The sequence below is a fragment of the Gemmatimonadota bacterium genome (genome assembly GCA_041390105.1).
Taxonomy (GTDB): Bacteria; Gemmatimonadota; Gemmatimonadetes; order Longimicrobiales; family Gaopeijiaceae; genus JAGQIF01.
The window spans coordinates 39017-53287 of the sequence record JAWKQO010000002.1 but is presented as its reverse complement, the minus strand read 5'-3'; the positions used below and the strand labels follow the sequence as shown (position 1 = coordinate 53287).

The 14271-nt window shown below is 69.1% G+C and carries 12 protein-coding genes; 4 read left to right on the top strand and 8 right to left on the bottom strand.

The annotated features are described in order from the left end of the window. Positions 1 to 8: 8 nt before the first annotated feature. The 8 genes from R3E10_09625 to R3E10_09590 all read right to left on the bottom strand — a co-directional run bounded on the left by R3E10_09625 (position 9) and on the right by R3E10_09590 (position 6598). Positions 9 to 1814, bottom strand: coding sequence for a cytochrome b N-terminal domain-containing protein (locus tag R3E10_09625; GenBank protein ID MEZ4416006.1), 1806 nt, complete (start codon positions 1812 to 1814; stop codon positions 9 to 11). Beyond that, positions 1811 to 2362 (bottom strand): Rieske (2Fe-2S) protein, encoded by a 552-nt coding sequence (locus R3E10_09620; GenBank protein MEZ4416005.1) that lies wholly within the window; start codon positions 2360 to 2362, stop codon positions 1811 to 1813. Before R3E10_09620 ends, R3E10_09625 begins: the two co-directional genes overlap by 4 nt. Before the next feature lie 173 nt (positions 2363 to 2535). Further along, the gene (locus R3E10_09615; GenBank protein ID MEZ4416004.1) at positions 2536 to 3222 is read right to left on the bottom strand and encodes a hypothetical protein; all 687 of its coding nucleotides are present in this window, start codon (positions 3220 to 3222) and stop codon (positions 2536 to 2538) included. A gap of 73 nt (positions 3223 to 3295) precedes the next feature. Further along, complete coding sequence (locus R3E10_09610) at positions 3296 to 3919, bottom strand: outer membrane beta-barrel protein (protein ID MEZ4416003.1); 624 nt, start codon at positions 3917 to 3919, stop codon at positions 3296 to 3298. Positions 3920 to 4031: 112 nt separating this feature from the next. After that, on the bottom strand, positions 4032 to 5144 hold the full coding sequence (locus R3E10_09605) for a hypothetical protein (GenBank protein MEZ4416002.1): 1113 nt from the start codon (positions 5142 to 5144) through the stop codon (positions 4032 to 4034). Between the two features lie 32 nt (positions 5145 to 5176). After that, positions 5177 to 5635 (bottom strand): hypothetical protein, encoded by a 459-nt coding sequence (locus R3E10_09600; protein ID MEZ4416001.1) that lies wholly within the window; start codon positions 5633 to 5635, stop codon positions 5177 to 5179. Next, complete coding sequence (locus R3E10_09595) at positions 5632 to 6087, bottom strand: hypothetical protein (protein MEZ4416000.1); 456 nt, start codon at positions 6085 to 6087, stop codon at positions 5632 to 5634. The genes R3E10_09600 and R3E10_09595 overlap by 4 nt, the downstream gene beginning before the upstream one ends. After that, positions 6062 to 6598, bottom strand: a complete 537-nt coding sequence (locus R3E10_09590; GenBank protein ID MEZ4415999.1) for an RNA polymerase sigma factor — start codon at positions 6596 to 6598, stop codon at positions 6062 to 6064. The genes R3E10_09595 and R3E10_09590 overlap by 26 nt, the downstream gene beginning before the upstream one ends. Before the next feature lie 274 nt (positions 6599 to 6872). Between R3E10_09590 and lhgO the strand changes: the two genes are divergently transcribed. From lhgO to R3E10_09570, 4 genes are all read left to right on the top strand, one after another. Beyond that, a complete protein-coding gene (gene lhgO / locus R3E10_09585; protein ID MEZ4415998.1) occupies positions 6873 to 8066 on the top strand; it encodes an L-2-hydroxyglutarate oxidase in 1194 nt (397 codons plus the stop codon). A gap of 137 nt (positions 8067 to 8203) precedes the next feature. After that, positions 8204 to 8809, top strand: coding sequence for a YidC/Oxa1 family membrane protein insertase (locus R3E10_09580; protein ID MEZ4415997.1), 606 nt, complete (start codon positions 8204 to 8206; stop codon positions 8807 to 8809). A 117-nt stretch (positions 8810 to 8926) separates the two neighbouring features. After that, on the top strand, positions 8927 to 13411 hold the full coding sequence (locus tag R3E10_09575; protein MEZ4415996.1) for a crosslink repair DNA glycosylase YcaQ family protein: 4485 nt from the start codon (positions 8927 to 8929) through the stop codon (positions 13409 to 13411). Beyond that, positions 13404 to 14234 carry a DNA-formamidopyrimidine glycosylase family protein gene (locus tag R3E10_09570; GenBank protein ID MEZ4415995.1) on the top strand — a complete coding sequence of 277 codons (831 nt, stop codon included), beginning with the start codon at positions 13404 to 13406 and terminating at the stop codon, positions 14232 to 14234. The genes R3E10_09575 and R3E10_09570 overlap by 8 nt, the downstream gene beginning before the upstream one ends. Positions 14235 to 14271 lie beyond the last annotated feature (37 nt).

The window sequence follows — 14271 nt, the reverse complement described above, 5'->3', positions numbered from 1 at the left end:
GAATCCCCCTACTCCTCCACCGCCACCACCGCATCCTCCGCCCGATACCACTCCCCTCGGATCCAATCCGCCAGCATGCCCATCTCCTCTTCCGTGAGGATCTCCTCCTCACCGAAGGCGGGCATCCCGTCGTTGCGATCGCCGTAGTAGGAGGGGTGCTCGGGATTGTGCAGCATGCCCATGATCCAGGCGCGCGAGCCCCAGCCCGTGAGATCGGGCCCGTCGGGCTCTTCGTTCAGGCCTTCAAAGCTGTGGCAGGTGATGCAGCGCATCTCCTCGGTCTTGAGCAGCTCGAGGCCCTCGGCGATGGTGGCGGCGTCCGCAGCGTCCTGGGCTGCCTGCGTGCGCAGGTGGGCCTGCGCCGAGAGCGCGATCACGACCTTGGAGAGCTGCTGCTTCTGGGCGTCGTCCCACTGGGGCAACTGGCGCTTGACGAAGCGTACCATGCGCGTGGAACGGGCCAGCGCGGTCCCGCCGAAGTAGTCGGGCCCATCGATGCGGTCCGCATCCAGCAGGCCCTCCAACCACGCGCGACTTCCGAAGTCGTGGAGGTCGGACGCGGAAGGCTCGTCCGTGGGGATGATCCCCATGCCATCGTGTCCATCGTAACGATGGCAACTCGCACAGTTGCTGGCGAAGAGACGGGGGCCCTGCGTGTAGGCGTCATGGCGGAGCAACGTGAGCGCGCCGGTGGCCGGGATTCCTTCGGGGGCCTGGGCCAACTCGCGCACGCGTTCCGCGCTGTCCTCGGCTTGCACCTTGGCCAACGCGAACTCCGTGTCCACACCGTCCTGCGCACGTGCGCGCCAGGTCAGCAGACCGATCGCCGCCAGCAGCACGCCCAGCGTGCCGAGGTTGAAGCGGTGCCCCAGCCGCCAGCGACCGATGATGGGCATGAGCGCGATCACGCCGGCCACGAGGCCGGGTACCACGATCGCGCCCAGCACTTCCCAGCCGGCGGGGAAGTACTTGAGCCACTGGTACAGGAACAAGAAGTACCACTCGGGACGGGCCGCGGCGTACGGCTCGCTGGGATCGGCGGGCGCGCCCAGCTCCGCACCCCCCGAGCGCAGCACCAGGATCAGCACCGCTGCCATCACGGCCAGGCAGGCCACGGCATCGCGCAGCACCTGGTCCGGCCAGAACATGCCTTCCGGGCCCTGGGCTGGCTGCTTGACGGTGACGCCGTGCCGGCGGAACAGATACACGTGCGCCACGATCAGCAGGACGAGCGTTCCGGGCAGTACGCCGGCGTGCAGGGCGAAGAAGCGCGTAAGCGTGTGATGCCCATACTCCGCGCCCCCCACCATCAGCCGTTGCAGGCTGGGGCCCAACACGGGCGTGATGGACGCGATGCTGGTGGCCACCTTGGTGGCCCAGTAGCCCTTCTGGTCCCACGGCAGCAGATAGCCGGTGAGGGATAGGCCCAGCACCACACCGAGCAGACCCAACCCGAACCAGAAGTTCACTTCGCGCGGAGCGCGATAGGCGCCATCGATGACCACCTGCATCAGATGGAGCACCAACAGCACGATGGTCGCTTGCGCCATGTAGTGATGAACGCCGCGCAGCAGCCATCCGCCCCACATCTGGTTCTGGATGAAATAGACGCTTTCCCACGCGCCCTGGGCGTTGGCGCTATAGGCGGTCCAGAGCACGATCCCCGTGAGGAACTGCACGGCGATGGCGAAGGTCAGCGTGCTCCCCCACACGTAGCGCCAACGCGCACCACCGGGGATCGACTCGTAGAGCGCACCCTTGAGGATGCCCCGAAACCCGGTGCGATGATCCAGCCAGTCCAAGAAGGCGTTCATACGACGGCGACCTTCTCCTTCGTGCCTGGCCGGAAGCTCCGGAAGCGGACCCAGACCTCGTCGCCGTTCCTCACCTCGACGTCCAGCGAGTCCATGGCGCGGGGACTGGGGCTGGCGGGGTCGTTGATGGTGCCGTCGAAGGCGAAGCTGCTCTTGTGGCAAGGGCACGCGAAGCGCGTGCGGTCCGGCGCGATGCCCACGAAGCAACCTGCGTGCGGGCACACCACGTTCAAGGCAGCGACCTCACCCGAATCGGTGCGCCTCAGGTAGACCGCCCCCACGGGGGTGTTCGGGTAGGTGTTCCAGGCGTCCACCCGGTCGGCCTTCACCGCGAACTTCTTGGGCAGCCCATCCTCCGGTACCGCCGCCAGCTTCGTGACGAAAAGCAGATCGGGATCGGTGCGTGATCGCTTGAGCGGATCGAGGAGGACGGCCGCTCCGGGGATCACCGCGGCCAGCCCGGCGACACCACCGGCTGCGACGGCGAGGACACTCGCCAGGAACCCCCGGCGCGCGGGGGTCTCCTGGGGATCGGAAGAGGAACTCATACCAAGGTCCAGACGACGTCAGCAGGGGGATGTTCGGAGTCGACCCAGAATAGGGGGTGGCGCGGGTGCGAGCCAGGCGGCGGAGTGGGTCGAGCCCAGCGACCGGGCAAGGGTCCGGCGGAGAGAGGCTCCGGACGCCTGGCTTGGACCGCCCTCCAAGACGCCATCTACCTTCAGGAGCCCACCTGGACGGGCCCCCTCACGTTCCAGCGGTAGCCCCACCAGATCAGAAGCAGCCCCACCAGCTCGGCCACGTACAGCACCTCGGTGTGGCCCATGCGCGTGGCGGTCCCTCCGATGCCCGGGAGAATGGCGCCCGCCGCGATCAGCGTGTTGCCGATCACGCGGTGAGCGCTGTCCCGCTGGGAGCGGTAGCGCCAGGCTGAAACCAGCGCCCCACCCACCAGGAAGATGAAGGCGTAGGTGTTGATGAACGGGCTGAACAGCCGCACCCACTGCCACTCCATCACCCGACCGCTGAGACGGTGCGGCTCGACCAGCGACATGTCGATGGGCGTCAGCAGCACGAAACTGGAGGCCACCAACACAGCGGTGACCAACAGAGCGGCGGTGAGGTTGGCGAAGCGCCGGGAGTGAAGCAGATAGACGGTGCCCTGCGCCAGCGGCGCTCCCCCCAACAGGGCCCCCGAGATGTACCAGGCCCGGAACAGCGGCGGAGACCAGCCCAGCAGAGTGACGGCGCTTTCGGTGAAGGTACCCACTCCGTACAGCGCCACCCCCACCGCCCACCAAAGGACGTGCAGGCCGCGGGTGGCACGCCAGTGGCGGAACAGCGTGATCGCGAAAGGAATCGCGACCAGCGTGGTCAGGATCGGGATGAAGTGGACCGGGGTGCGCATGGCGCCAACGTAGGCCCACGCGTCCGCCGCCCGGTATCCGCAATCCTACGGACGGAGCATCCGCTGGGTCAGGCTACTTCCACCAGAGCAGCCCGATGCGGAAGCGGCCTGAGGTAGCCTGGATGTCCGGAATGTTGATGGTGCCCGCATCCACGGTGATGGACGTGAAGTCGCCGCCGCTGCCCATGAGCTCGAGGTCGAGAGCGAAGGTCTGCGAGAAGTACACGGACAATCCACCGCCCACGGTGAAGGCGCCGCCGTTGAAGCTGAGATCGCCGACGTTGTTGCCCCCGATCATGGCGTCGTTCAGCCGAACCGCGCGGGCGGTGAAGGCGCCCTCCAGGTAGGGCACCCAGCTCCGCAGGGCGTTGGCGAAGTGGAAGCGGGCGCCCAGGTCCACGTGCGCCATGGTCCAATCGCCGTTGGGGGCATCCGGATCCTCGACGTTGAAGGCGGTGCCATCGGCACCCACGAAGAAGGTCACGATCCGGTTCATCCCGTAGCCGATCCGGAGCCCAGCGCCGCCGCCGTTCGCCTGATCGCCGCCTTCCACGGTGAGCCCGGCGCCCTCGAGCGCGAACCCGAAGTTGAAGCCGCGGGTGGTCGAGTTCTGCGCGGATAGATCGTTCAGGAGGGCCGACGCCGCCGTCAACGTGGCCAGCGCGGTCAAGGAACGCATCGAGTTGGGGCTCAGCATGGTCTCCCTCGGGATGTCGGTGTGCGCACAGGGTATGAGCCCCATGCAGGGTTCAGGCCATGAGGGCCCCGGGGGCCCGGCGGGTGCACGAGTCACCCACCGGGCTCCGAAGTCAGAGGATCACAGCCAGGATCAGCAGGTCATCGACCGGATCGAGCAGGTCCTCGAACAGGTCGAACACGTCTTCCACGATATCTACGATGCGGTGCAGGACCAGCGCTTCGGCTCCGGTGAGCGGATCGCCGTCCGCCGACGTGAAGGTCGGCTCGTCCGGGTCCCCGCTGATGGTGGCGAACACATCACCGTTCAGATAGAACGTCCCGCTCACGGTGGACTCTGTGCCGGAGACGTCGACCCGCAGCGACTCGCTGCCGTGACGGACGGTGAGGTCCACGTCGCCCATCTCGCTCTTGCCCTGCTCTACGCCGTGCACCGAGCCCTGGATCTCGAAGGCTCGGTTGTCGATGCGCACGTTGAAGTCCACGTCGAGCGCCGACTGGTCGGAACCTTCCGAGCCGCTCACGTCGATGTTGAAATCGAGCTGGTCGACGTCGCCGCGGATGAAGCCGCCCACCGTGATGGCACCGTGCCCAGCGTTCTCATCCAGCGTGGCCCGGTAGTTCAGGACCGTCCGGTCTCCTTCCACCACGAGGAGCCGCAGCGCGATGTCCTGAACACTGCCGTCGCCCTCGTCGATCAGGTCGGCATGGCCAAGCGGTTGTGCTACGTCGGGCTTGCCACCCACGTCCCGGTACACGATGAAGCGCACGCCCGTCGCCGGAGCGCCGGTCAACGACTCGTCCACCATGTAGCGGCCCGCGTCGGGGTCGTAGACGAAGGTCTTGCCTCGGTGCAGCGTCGAGATGATCGGTGCTGCAGCCGCACGTGGACTCATCGCACCGAGCTCCACCATGCGGCCTGCGAAGCGGCGGGCCGCGGCCGCACCTCCCTGCGCACTCCCTCTCAGCTCCGCCACGTCCATGGCGCTGCCCAACGCGATCTGCACCGACGGTCCGAACGTTTCGAGAGAAACCGCTCCACCCATCGCCACGAACCCCTTCCACCCCTCGCTGCCCAGCACCTGGTCCATCGCCTGGTAGTCGTCGAGCGCCGCCTCGGCGTCGAACGAATCCAGCGTCACCGGCCCCGTCCCCGTATCACACGCAGTCAAGGCTCCCGCCGCCAGCGCGAGTCCCATCCACCCCTTCCATCGCATCCTCATCATCCCTCTCTCCGTTGGCTCGGTGTGCGGACCCCTCAGAGTCCACCACCACTATCCCGCTCACGCAGCCGGGCCAGCTCCTGCTGTTGCTCCGGCCGGAGCACGTTCTTGATGCGGATCAGCAGCTCCAGGTGCGTCCGTTTGATCCGCTTTTCGATGTCCAACACACGTTCCATCTGATCCAGAGCACGGTCCTGATCGATCCGGGACCGCTGCAGGATCTCCTTGAGCGATTGCATTTCGTCCAACAGCTCCCACTGCAGCCCCACCACACGTCCCTGGAGCTCCTGGATCATCCGGCTGATGGCGTCCCGCTGCTCGTCGTTCAGATCGATGGCTCGCCGGTGCTGCATGACCAGCTCCGGCTCGAACAGCCCCTCGGCCCAGTCGGCTTCCGGTCCGGCCGTGGCCTGCGCGGCCACGGATCCGGGCAACGCCAGCCAGGCCAGCGCGAGCACCCACATGCGAATCCTGCTCAGCTTGAACGCATTCACGATCGATCTCCTGCGGGAGCGCCATCCGCTCCACCTGGCCAGTTCCAGCCCCCGATGCTGGGGACCGTCTTCATGATCTGGATCCCGGGCATGTCCAGCAGCTCGTCGGTCGGCGTACGCCATCCCGCGGTCGCGGTCGTGAACGCTCGAACGGTCTGCTCGAACTCCCGATCGGCTCGGGCCTGCGGACTCAAGAGCAGCAGCGCCGCGGCGGCGGCGGCCGCCGCCAGCGATCCGCCCGCCCAGAGCCAGCCCGAGCGGGGCCCCGCCCGATGCCGGCTTCCTCCCACGGAGACACTCGAGTCCTGCAGCGTCTCCTTCCACGTCCCCTCCTCCACCTGGGCCCGGACCTCCGCCATCATGCGGGCGAAGTCCGGCGCGGCTGCCCGGTCCTCCGAGCGGAGCCGCTGAAAGCCCTCCTTCAGCTCACCGTCCAGCCGCGGGTCGCTCACGGTTCCTCCTCTCCTGGAGAATGCCACGCAGGCGTGCCTTTCCCCGTTCGTAGTGCGTCCGAGCCGATCCCAATCCAACCTCCATCACCTCGGCAGCCTCCGCGATCGTGAGATCCTGGTAGAACACCAGGTGCAGCACCTCACGCTGACGGTCCGACAGGAGTTCCAGCGCCTCGAGCAACTCCCTGCTGCCCTCTGCGCGCAACAGATCGCGTTCCGGATGTTCGGAGGCCACGTCCTGCTGCTCCTCCGCCGCGAAGCGTTCGGCGCGCCTCTCCTGCGATCTCGCGCGGCGGTGGTGCTCCTGCGCGGTCCGGCGGATCACGCCGAACAGCCAGGTCTTGAACGCGGAGCGACCCTCGAAGCGCGCGCTCCCGGCGATCACCTTCAGGTAGGTGGTCTGGAGCACGTCCTCGGCGTCGGCCTCTTCCCGACCGCAGCAATTGAGCGCCCATCCGTAGCTCTCCTTGTGGAGCCAGCGGAGCTGCGCTTCAAGCTCGGTAGGAGTCATCAACCGGCGCCTTCCGGAGTTCGCATCGCCCCGTGTTCGTGTATGGGTAGCCTGGCCCCCCCGAACCATATGACAGGGGTCGGAACGGACCGCCCCCCGTGGGTCTTGGGGGGGCCGGACCGTGGAGCGCGCCCTTCCCTCCAGAGGTTCCGGGCCGCCCCGTGCGGGGTTCAGGCAGGGGCCGTGCCGGCAGCGCCGAACCTGGCTTTTCGGGGGGGAGCCGGCCAGCTATCGTCCGCCGCGCCGTACGGCTCCTTCAACCCCCAGGAAGCGCATGCCCGCGGAGACGCTGCTCGTGGTCGGCGGCGGGATCGTCGGATTGGCTACGGCCGAGCGCTGGCTGCAGCGCCACCCGGCCCATGAGGTGGTGGTGCTGGAGAAGGAGCCGGGCCTGGCCACCCACCAGACCGGACGCAACTCGGGCGTCCTCCACAGCGGCATCTACTACCGCCCCGGGTCGGCCAAGGCTCGTAACTGCATTCGTGGCAAGCAGTTGATGGAGTCGTTCTGCAGGGAACAGGGGATTCCCTTCGAGACCTGCGGGAAGGTGATCGTGGCCACCACCGAGGCCGAGCGGCCCCGCCTCGCCGAGATCCTGGAGCGGGGGCACGCCAATGGCGTGGACTGCCGTCGGATCGACGCGGCCGAGCTCGAGGAGCTCGAGCCCCACGCGGCCGGGCTGGAGGCCATCCACGTGCCGGGCGCCGGGATCGTCGACTACCGGGAGGTCGCGCTGCGGCTGGGGGAGCGTATCGAGCAGCACGGGGGCCGCATCCGCACCGCCTTCCCGGTCACGGCCCTCGAGGTGCGGGCGGGGCAGGTGGTGGCCCACGGTCCGGAGGGCGAGGAGATCGGAACGAGGGCCGTGGCCTGCGCCGGCCTGTTCAGCGACCGCCTGGCCCGCGCCTCCGGCCTCGACCCCGGCGTCCAGATCGTGCCGTTCCGGGGCGAATACTATGAGCTGAGTGAGCAGGCGCGCGGCCTCTGCAGGAACCTGATCTATCCCGTACCGGACCCGGCCTTCCCCTTCCTGGGCGTCCATTTCACTCGCATGGTGGGCGGGGGCGTCGAATGCGGCCCCAACGCGGTCTTCGCCTTCGCCCGGGAGGGCTATCACCGGACCGACGTGGACGTCGCTGACCTGTTCGAGGCGCTGGGCTGGCCCGGCGTCTGGCGCCTGTTCGCTCGGCATTGGGAGACGGGTCTGGGAGAGATGTGGCGGAGCTGGTCCAAGTCCGCCTTCGTGCGGGCCCTCCAGCGCCTGGTGCCAGAGATCAGGGCCGAGCAGCTGAGCCCCGCCCCGGCTGGTGTGCGGGCCATGGCGCTGGGACGGGACGGCTCCCTGGTGGACGACTATCTGATCCGACGGGAGGGCCCCATCATCCATGTCTGCAACGCGCCCTCTCCTGCCGCCACCTCAGCGCTGAGCATCGGGGAGACGGTGGTGGCTTTGGCCGAAGTGGACTGAGGCGTCGGCGCCTCTCCTTGCGCGCCCCGCCCCGGCGGCCCATCCATCCCCGGCCCCAACCGGGCTGGACCGCAGCGCCGTGCGGGCGCGTGGGACCCCACAGGTCAGAGCTTCCCTAGCACCCGGAGACCCCGTACATGTGGTCCGCCTTCGTCTCAGCGCTGGAACGTCTGCTCCACGGCACCGGCGACGCACTGGGCGGCTCCCTGGCGCTGGGGATCTTCGTCACGGTGCTGGTCATCCGTATCCTCCTGATCCCGATCATGTTGCCGCTGGCGCGCCGTACGCGTGAGCACCAGCGGGTGGCCGGCATGCTGAAGCCACGGATCAAGGAGCTCAGCCGCGAGCTGAAGGACGAGCCTGGGAAGCTGAACCGGGAGCTGAAGGCGCTGCACCAGGAAGCAGGGATCGGCATGATCGACAAGGCCGGCCTGTTGGGCGCGCTCATCCAGGTCCCGATCCTGATCGCGCTGTTCCAGGCGGTCTTCCACGTGTCCCAGGAGACGGGACTGGCCTCGGGTGGCCTGCTACTGGGCGTGGTGGCTGGAGCGGTCTCCGTGTTGGGTACGGTGCTGGGCGGTCAGGGCGGACCGGTGCTGCTCGCGATCAGCGGCATCCTGCCCATCGGCATCGGTGCCTGGCTGGGCGCGGGGATCGGCTGGTACCTGCTGGCCTTCTACTCAGGGTCGCTGCTGCAGAGCCTCTTGATGCGGGACGGACCGGCCATCACCGGCGAGAGCTGAGGGGAGTCGTCCGTCCGGTCGGGTGCGCCAGCCCGGTGACCCCGGGCGAGGTCAGCGCTCGCCCTCGGTACCGACCTTCGACTTTACTGGGCCCGATGGGAGCGCGAGCGTTCGGGGATGCCTTCCCCGTCAGAAGCCCCGGACGGTAGTGCCCCCGCGCTGAGCTTCGCGGCGCCCGCCACGCGCGCCTGGTTCGAACGCAGCTTCGCCGCGCCCACCCGGGCGCAATCGCTCGGATGGCCGGCCATCGCCAGCGGGGCGTCCACGCTGCTGCTGGCACCGACCGGCTCCGGCAAGACCTTGGCCGCCTTCCTGGTGGCCATCGACCGCATGATGTTCGGGCCGGCGGCCACCGACCCCGACTCCACACGGGTGCTCTACATCTCACCGCTCAAGGCGCTGGGCGTGGATGTCGAGCGCAACCTGCGCGCCCCGCTGGCCGGCATTCGCGCGGAGGCGGAGCGGCTGGGCCTGCCCTTCCACCTCCCCCGCGTGGGTGTGCGCACCGGCGATACCACTCCCCGCGAGCGCCGGGAGCTGATCCGGCAGGCGCCCGAAATCCTGATCACCACACCGGAGTCGCTCTACCTCATGCTCACCTCCAACGCCCGGGAAACCCTGCGCGGCGTGGAGACGGTGATCATCGACGAGATCCATGCCATCGCTGCCACCAAGCGGGGCACCCATCTCTTCCTCTCCCTGGAGCGACTCGAGCGCCAGCGCCAGCAGGGCGCGCCACTGCAGCGCGTGGGTCTGTCCGCCACGCAGCGGCCCCTCGAGGAGATCGCCAGGCTGCTGGGCGGCTTCGAGACCGCACCCGGCAGGGAGGACGCTCATCCCCGACCGGTGGAGATCGTCGACGCGAGCGCACCCAAGACATTCGACGTGCGGATCGAGGTGCCGGTCGAAGACATGGCCGCGCTCGGTGAGCCGCTGGCCGATGTCACTTCCGGGCCCGCCGCCGCCGGCCCGCAGCGCGCCTCCATCTGGCCGCAGATCCACCCGCGGCTCCTGGAGTTGATCCGTCAACACCGCTCCACCTTGATCTTCGTGAACAGCCGCCGACTGGCCGAGCGCCTGTCCACCGCGCTCAACGAGCTGGCGGAAGAAGAAATCGTCATGGCGCACCACGGCTCGGTGGCGCCCCACCAGCGCGCCGACATCGAGGATCGGCTCAAACGGGGTGCGCTGCCCGCGCTGGTGGCCACCAGCTCCTTGGAGCTGGGCATCGACATGGGTGCCATCGACCTGGTCATCCAGATCGAGGCACCCCCTTCGGTGGCGTCGGGCATCCAGCGTTTCGGGCGAGCCGGTCACCATGTGGGCGCAGTGTCCACGGGCGTGATCTTTCCCAAGTTCCGAGTGGACCTGCTTGCCTGTGCGGCCGTCGGCAGAGCCGTCCGCGACGGGTGGGTGGAGTCCACGGCCTATCCACGGAATCCGCTGGACGTGCTGGCGCAGCAGATCGTGGCCACGGTCACCGAGGAGCCCCTCCACGTCGACGAGCTCTTCGCCTTGGTGCGTCGCGCCGCGCCCTACGTGGACCTTCCGCGCGAAGCGTTCGAGCGCGTGCTGGACATGCTGTCCGGCCACTATCCGTCGGACGACTTTCGCGAGTTGCGCCCCCGGATCACCTGGGACCGCATCACGGGCGAGTTGGAGGCGCGGCGTGGTGCACGCATGGTCTCGGTCATCTCAGGGGGCACCATCCCCGACCGAGGCCTGTACGGCGTGTTCCTGGCGGGCGCGGAGCGTCCGGTTCGTATCGGAGAGCTGGACGAGGAGATGGTCTTCGAGTCGCGGGAGGGCGAGGTGTTCCTGCTGGGCGCCTCCTCCTGGCGCATCGAGTCGATCGATCACGACCGCGTCTTGGTCTCCCCCGCGCCGGGCGAACCCGGGAAGATGCCCTTCTGGCGAGGTGACGGTCCCGGACGCCCCATCGAGTTCGGCCGCGCCATCGGTGATCTGATCCAGGAGGTGCGTGCGCTCGATCCGGAGGCTGCACGCGCCCGTCTCGCCAGCGCGCACGGGCTCGACACCAACGCGGCGACCAACCTCGTGGCGCTGTTGGCGGACCAGTTCGAAGCCGGAGGGCAGGTGCCGGCCGCCGACCGCATCGTCATCGAGCAGTTCGTCGACGAGGTCGGGGACTGGACGGTCGCGATCCTTTCGCCTTTCGGTACGCGCGTGCATGCGCCCTGGGCCATGGCCGCCGCCGCCCGCCTGCGGCGCCAGTACGACGTGGAGGTGGACACCCTCTGGACCGATGATGGCATCGTCTTCAAGCTGCCCAACATCGAGGAGCCCCCACCTTCCGAGCTCTTCCTTCCGGAGTCGGACGAGGTACGCGACATCGTCGTGGATCAGCTGGGCAGCACGGCGCTGTTCGCCTCGCGCTTCCGCGAGAACGCGGCCCGCGCCCTCCTGTTGCCGCGGCAACGACCGGGCCGACGCACGCCGCTCTGGGTACAACGCCGACGTTCGGCAGACCTGCTCAAGGCCGCCGCGCAGTTCGCCGACTTTCCCATCGTGCTGGAGACCTACCGCGACTGCCTGAACGACGTCTTCGACCTCCCCGGTCTCATCGAGCTGCTGAAGGGCATCGAGGAGGGACAGGTGGCGGTGAGCACGGTGCAGACCCGCAAGGCATCGCCGTTCGCGGCGTCCCTGCTGTTCGGGTATGTAGCCAACTTCCTCTACGAGGGGGACGTGCCTCTGGCCGAGCGCAGAGCGCAGGCGCTCATGCTGGATCACGCGCAGCTGCTCCAGCTGCTGGGTGAGCCCGAGCTGCGTGAGCTGCTCGATCCGGACTCCATTGCCGCCGCGTCCGCACGGGCGTCCCGCACGGACGGTAGCCGGCCGCTACGAGACCACGACGACGTACACGACGCCCTGATCTCGCTGGGCGACCTGACGCTCGCAGAGGTGGAGGCGCGCGCGCTGCAGCCCGAGCGCATGGCCGTCACCCTGGGCGAGCTCATCCTGTCCCGCCGTGTGTTCTCGGCACAGATCGCCGGACAGGAGCGCTTCATCGCGGCCGAGGACGCCGCGCGCTACCGCGACGCGCTGGGTGTGCAGCCCCCCGCGGGCCTTCCCACCGCCTTCCTGCAGTCGGGCCCCGACCCCTTGGGCGATCTGCTCCGCCGCTATGCTCGTACGCACGGGCCCTTCACCGTGCAGGCGGCGGCCACTCGTTTCGGCCTGGGCACGGCACCGGTGGAGCGGGCGCTGGAGGAGTTGGGAGCCCGCGGCCACCTCGCGTTCGGCCACTTCCTTCCCGGTGGTCACGGTCGTGAGTGGTGTGACCCCGGCGTGTTGCGCGACATCAAGCGTCGCTCCCTGGCGCACTTGCGTGCCCAGGTGGAGCCGGTGGAGCCTGACGCCTATGCGCGGTTCCTGCTCGACTGGCATGGAGTGGGCGCACCCTCGCGCGGGATCGACGCGGTGTTCGAAGCGGTGCAACAACTGCAGGGGGCGCCGCTACCGGCCTCCGACCTGGAGCGTGGCATCCTGCCCGCGCGGGTCCTGGGGTACGACCCCCGCGACCTCGACGAGCTTTTCACCACGGGGGAGTTGGTCTGGCAAGGTGTCGAGCCGCTGGGCGAGCACGACGGGCGCATCGTGCTGTTGTTGCGCGACCAGATCCCGCTCCTGGCGACGGCGCCCACCGCGCTCCCCGGCGAGCTCGAAGCGCGCATCGTCGAGGCACTGCGCGGGCGCGGTGCGCTGTTCTTTCCCGAGCTCCTGTCGCTGACCGGCGGCTTCAAGCCCGAGGTGCTGGCGGCGCTCTGGCGGTTGGTGTGGTCGGGCACGGTCACCAACGACACGCTGGCACCGCTCCGCTCCCTGCGGCGCGCGCGCTCGGCAACCCGACGGACGCGGGGGCTGCGCCGGAGCCTCGCTCTGCCGCCGGGGAGCGCGGGACGTTGGTCGCTCTTCCCGTGGCCCGCGGACGTCCCCAGCGAGACCGAACGCGCCACCGCCCTGGCCGAGCAACTCTTGCAGCGCCACGGCCTGGTGACGCGGGAGGTGGCGCGAGCGGAGGCGCTGCGCGGCGGGTTCTCCAGCGTGTATCCGATTCTCAGGCGCATGGAGGAGGTGGGGAAGGTACGGCGCGGCTACTTCGTCGAGGGGCTGGGCGGCGCCCAGTTCGGGCGGGCCGGCGTGGAAGACCGGCTGCGGCGCGCGCGCGACCAGGAGGGCGACGAGGGCGGTACCGCGACGGTCCTCTGGGCCTCAGATCCGGCCAATCCCTACGGCGCTCAGCTCCCCTGGCCCGAGCGGACCGGCGCCCGAGCCTCCCGGTCCGCGGGCGCGCAGGTCATCCTGACCGCAGGGCGGCTGGCGGCCTGGATCTCGCCCGGTGCCCGACGCGTCCTGACCTTCCTGCCCGCTGACGAGCCCCAGCGCTCCCGCTGGATCGCCTCGGTGGCCGAAGGACTCGCGACCCTGCCCGAGACCCGGGCACGGGCCGCGATCGTCCTCGAGTCCGTGGACGGTGTGGCGCCGGACACCTCGCCGCTGGCCGCAGCGCTGGTCGAAGCCGGCTTCCGGCCCTCTCCCAAGGGGTGGCTCAGGCGCCGGGGGCGCGGAAGTGCCTGAGGGCGACACCATCCATCGCGCGGCCGCGACCCTGCGCAAGGTGCTCGAGGGCCAGGTGGTCCGCAGCGCGGCTCTCCCGAGGCACCAGGGCCCGAACCTCGAGGCGATCGACGGGCAGCGCGTCGCATCGGTCCGCGCGTCAGGAAAGCACCTGTTGATCGCGTTCGAGAACCAGCTCGTCCTGCGCAGCCACATGCGCATGACCGGTTCGTGGCACCTCTACCGTCCGGGCGAGCGTTGGCGCAAGCCGCGAGCTCGAGCGCGCGCCGCCCTGGAAACGAGCGACTGGATCGCGGTGTGCTTCAACGCACCGGACGTGCAGTTGCTCCGCTCCGCCGCCAACGAGCGAGCGTTGGCCGAGGTGCTCGGCCCGGACCTGCTTGCTCCCGAGTTCGATGCGGCAGCCGTGGCTCGTCGTTGGGCCTCCGTGCCCGAGCTGCCCATCGGGGTCGCGCTCATGCGGCAGCACCTGGCCGCCGGGATCGGGAACGTCTACAAGTCCGAGGTCCTCTTCCTGCAGGGCATCGACCCCTTCGCCCCGGTGCGCCAACTCTCCCACTCCACGCTGGAGGGGATCGCAGCCTGTGCGCGCTCGTTGATGTCGGCCAACCTAGGGCCAGGACGTCGAACCACCCGCCGCTCGCTGGACGGGGAGCCTCTGTGGGTGTATGGCCGCAGCGGAAGACCGTGCCGGCGCTGTCACACTGTGGTACGGATGCGACGGCAAGGGTCGGACGGACGTTCCACCTATTTCTGTCCGATCTGTCAGGCGAGCGGGCCCGCGACCAGGGCGTTCCAACCGGGCCTTGAGAGCAGCGGGTAAACTGCTCACCTGGCGTTCGGCTTGCCTCAACCTGGAC

Bases quoted from the DNA above. Each gene is read 5' to 3' on its own strand.
- R3E10_09625 (MEZ4416006.1), bottom strand. From the start codon at position 1,814: ATGAACGCCTTCTTGGACTGGCTGGATCATCGCACCGGGTTTCGGGGC.
- R3E10_09620 (MEZ4416005.1), bottom strand. From the start codon at position 2,362: ATGAGTTCCTCTTCCGATCCCCAGGAGACCCCCGCGCGCCGGGGGTTC.
- R3E10_09615 (MEZ4416004.1), bottom strand. From the start codon at position 3,222: ATGCGCACCCCGGTCCACTTCATCCCGATCCTGACCACGCTGGTCGCG.
- R3E10_09610 (MEZ4416003.1), bottom strand. From the start codon at position 3,919: ATGCTGAGCCCCAACTCGATGCGTTCCTTGACCGCGCTGGCCACGTTG.
- R3E10_09605 (MEZ4416002.1), bottom strand. From the start codon at position 5,144: ATGATGAGGATGCGATGGAAGGGGTGGATGGGACTCGCGCTGGCGGCG.
- R3E10_09590 (MEZ4415999.1), bottom strand. From the start codon at position 6,598: ATGACTCCTACCGAGCTTGAAGCGCAGCTCCGCTGGCTCCACAAGGAG.
- lhgO (MEZ4415998.1), top strand. From the start codon at position 6,873: ATGCCCGCGGAGACGCTGCTCGTGGTCGGCGGCGGGATCGTCGGATTG.
- R3E10_09580 (MEZ4415997.1), top strand. From the start codon at position 8,204: ATGTGGTCCGCCTTCGTCTCAGCGCTGGAACGTCTGCTCCACGGCACC.
- R3E10_09575 (MEZ4415996.1), top strand. From the start codon at position 8,927: ATGCCTTCCCCGTCAGAAGCCCCGGACGGTAGTGCCCCCGCGCTGAGC.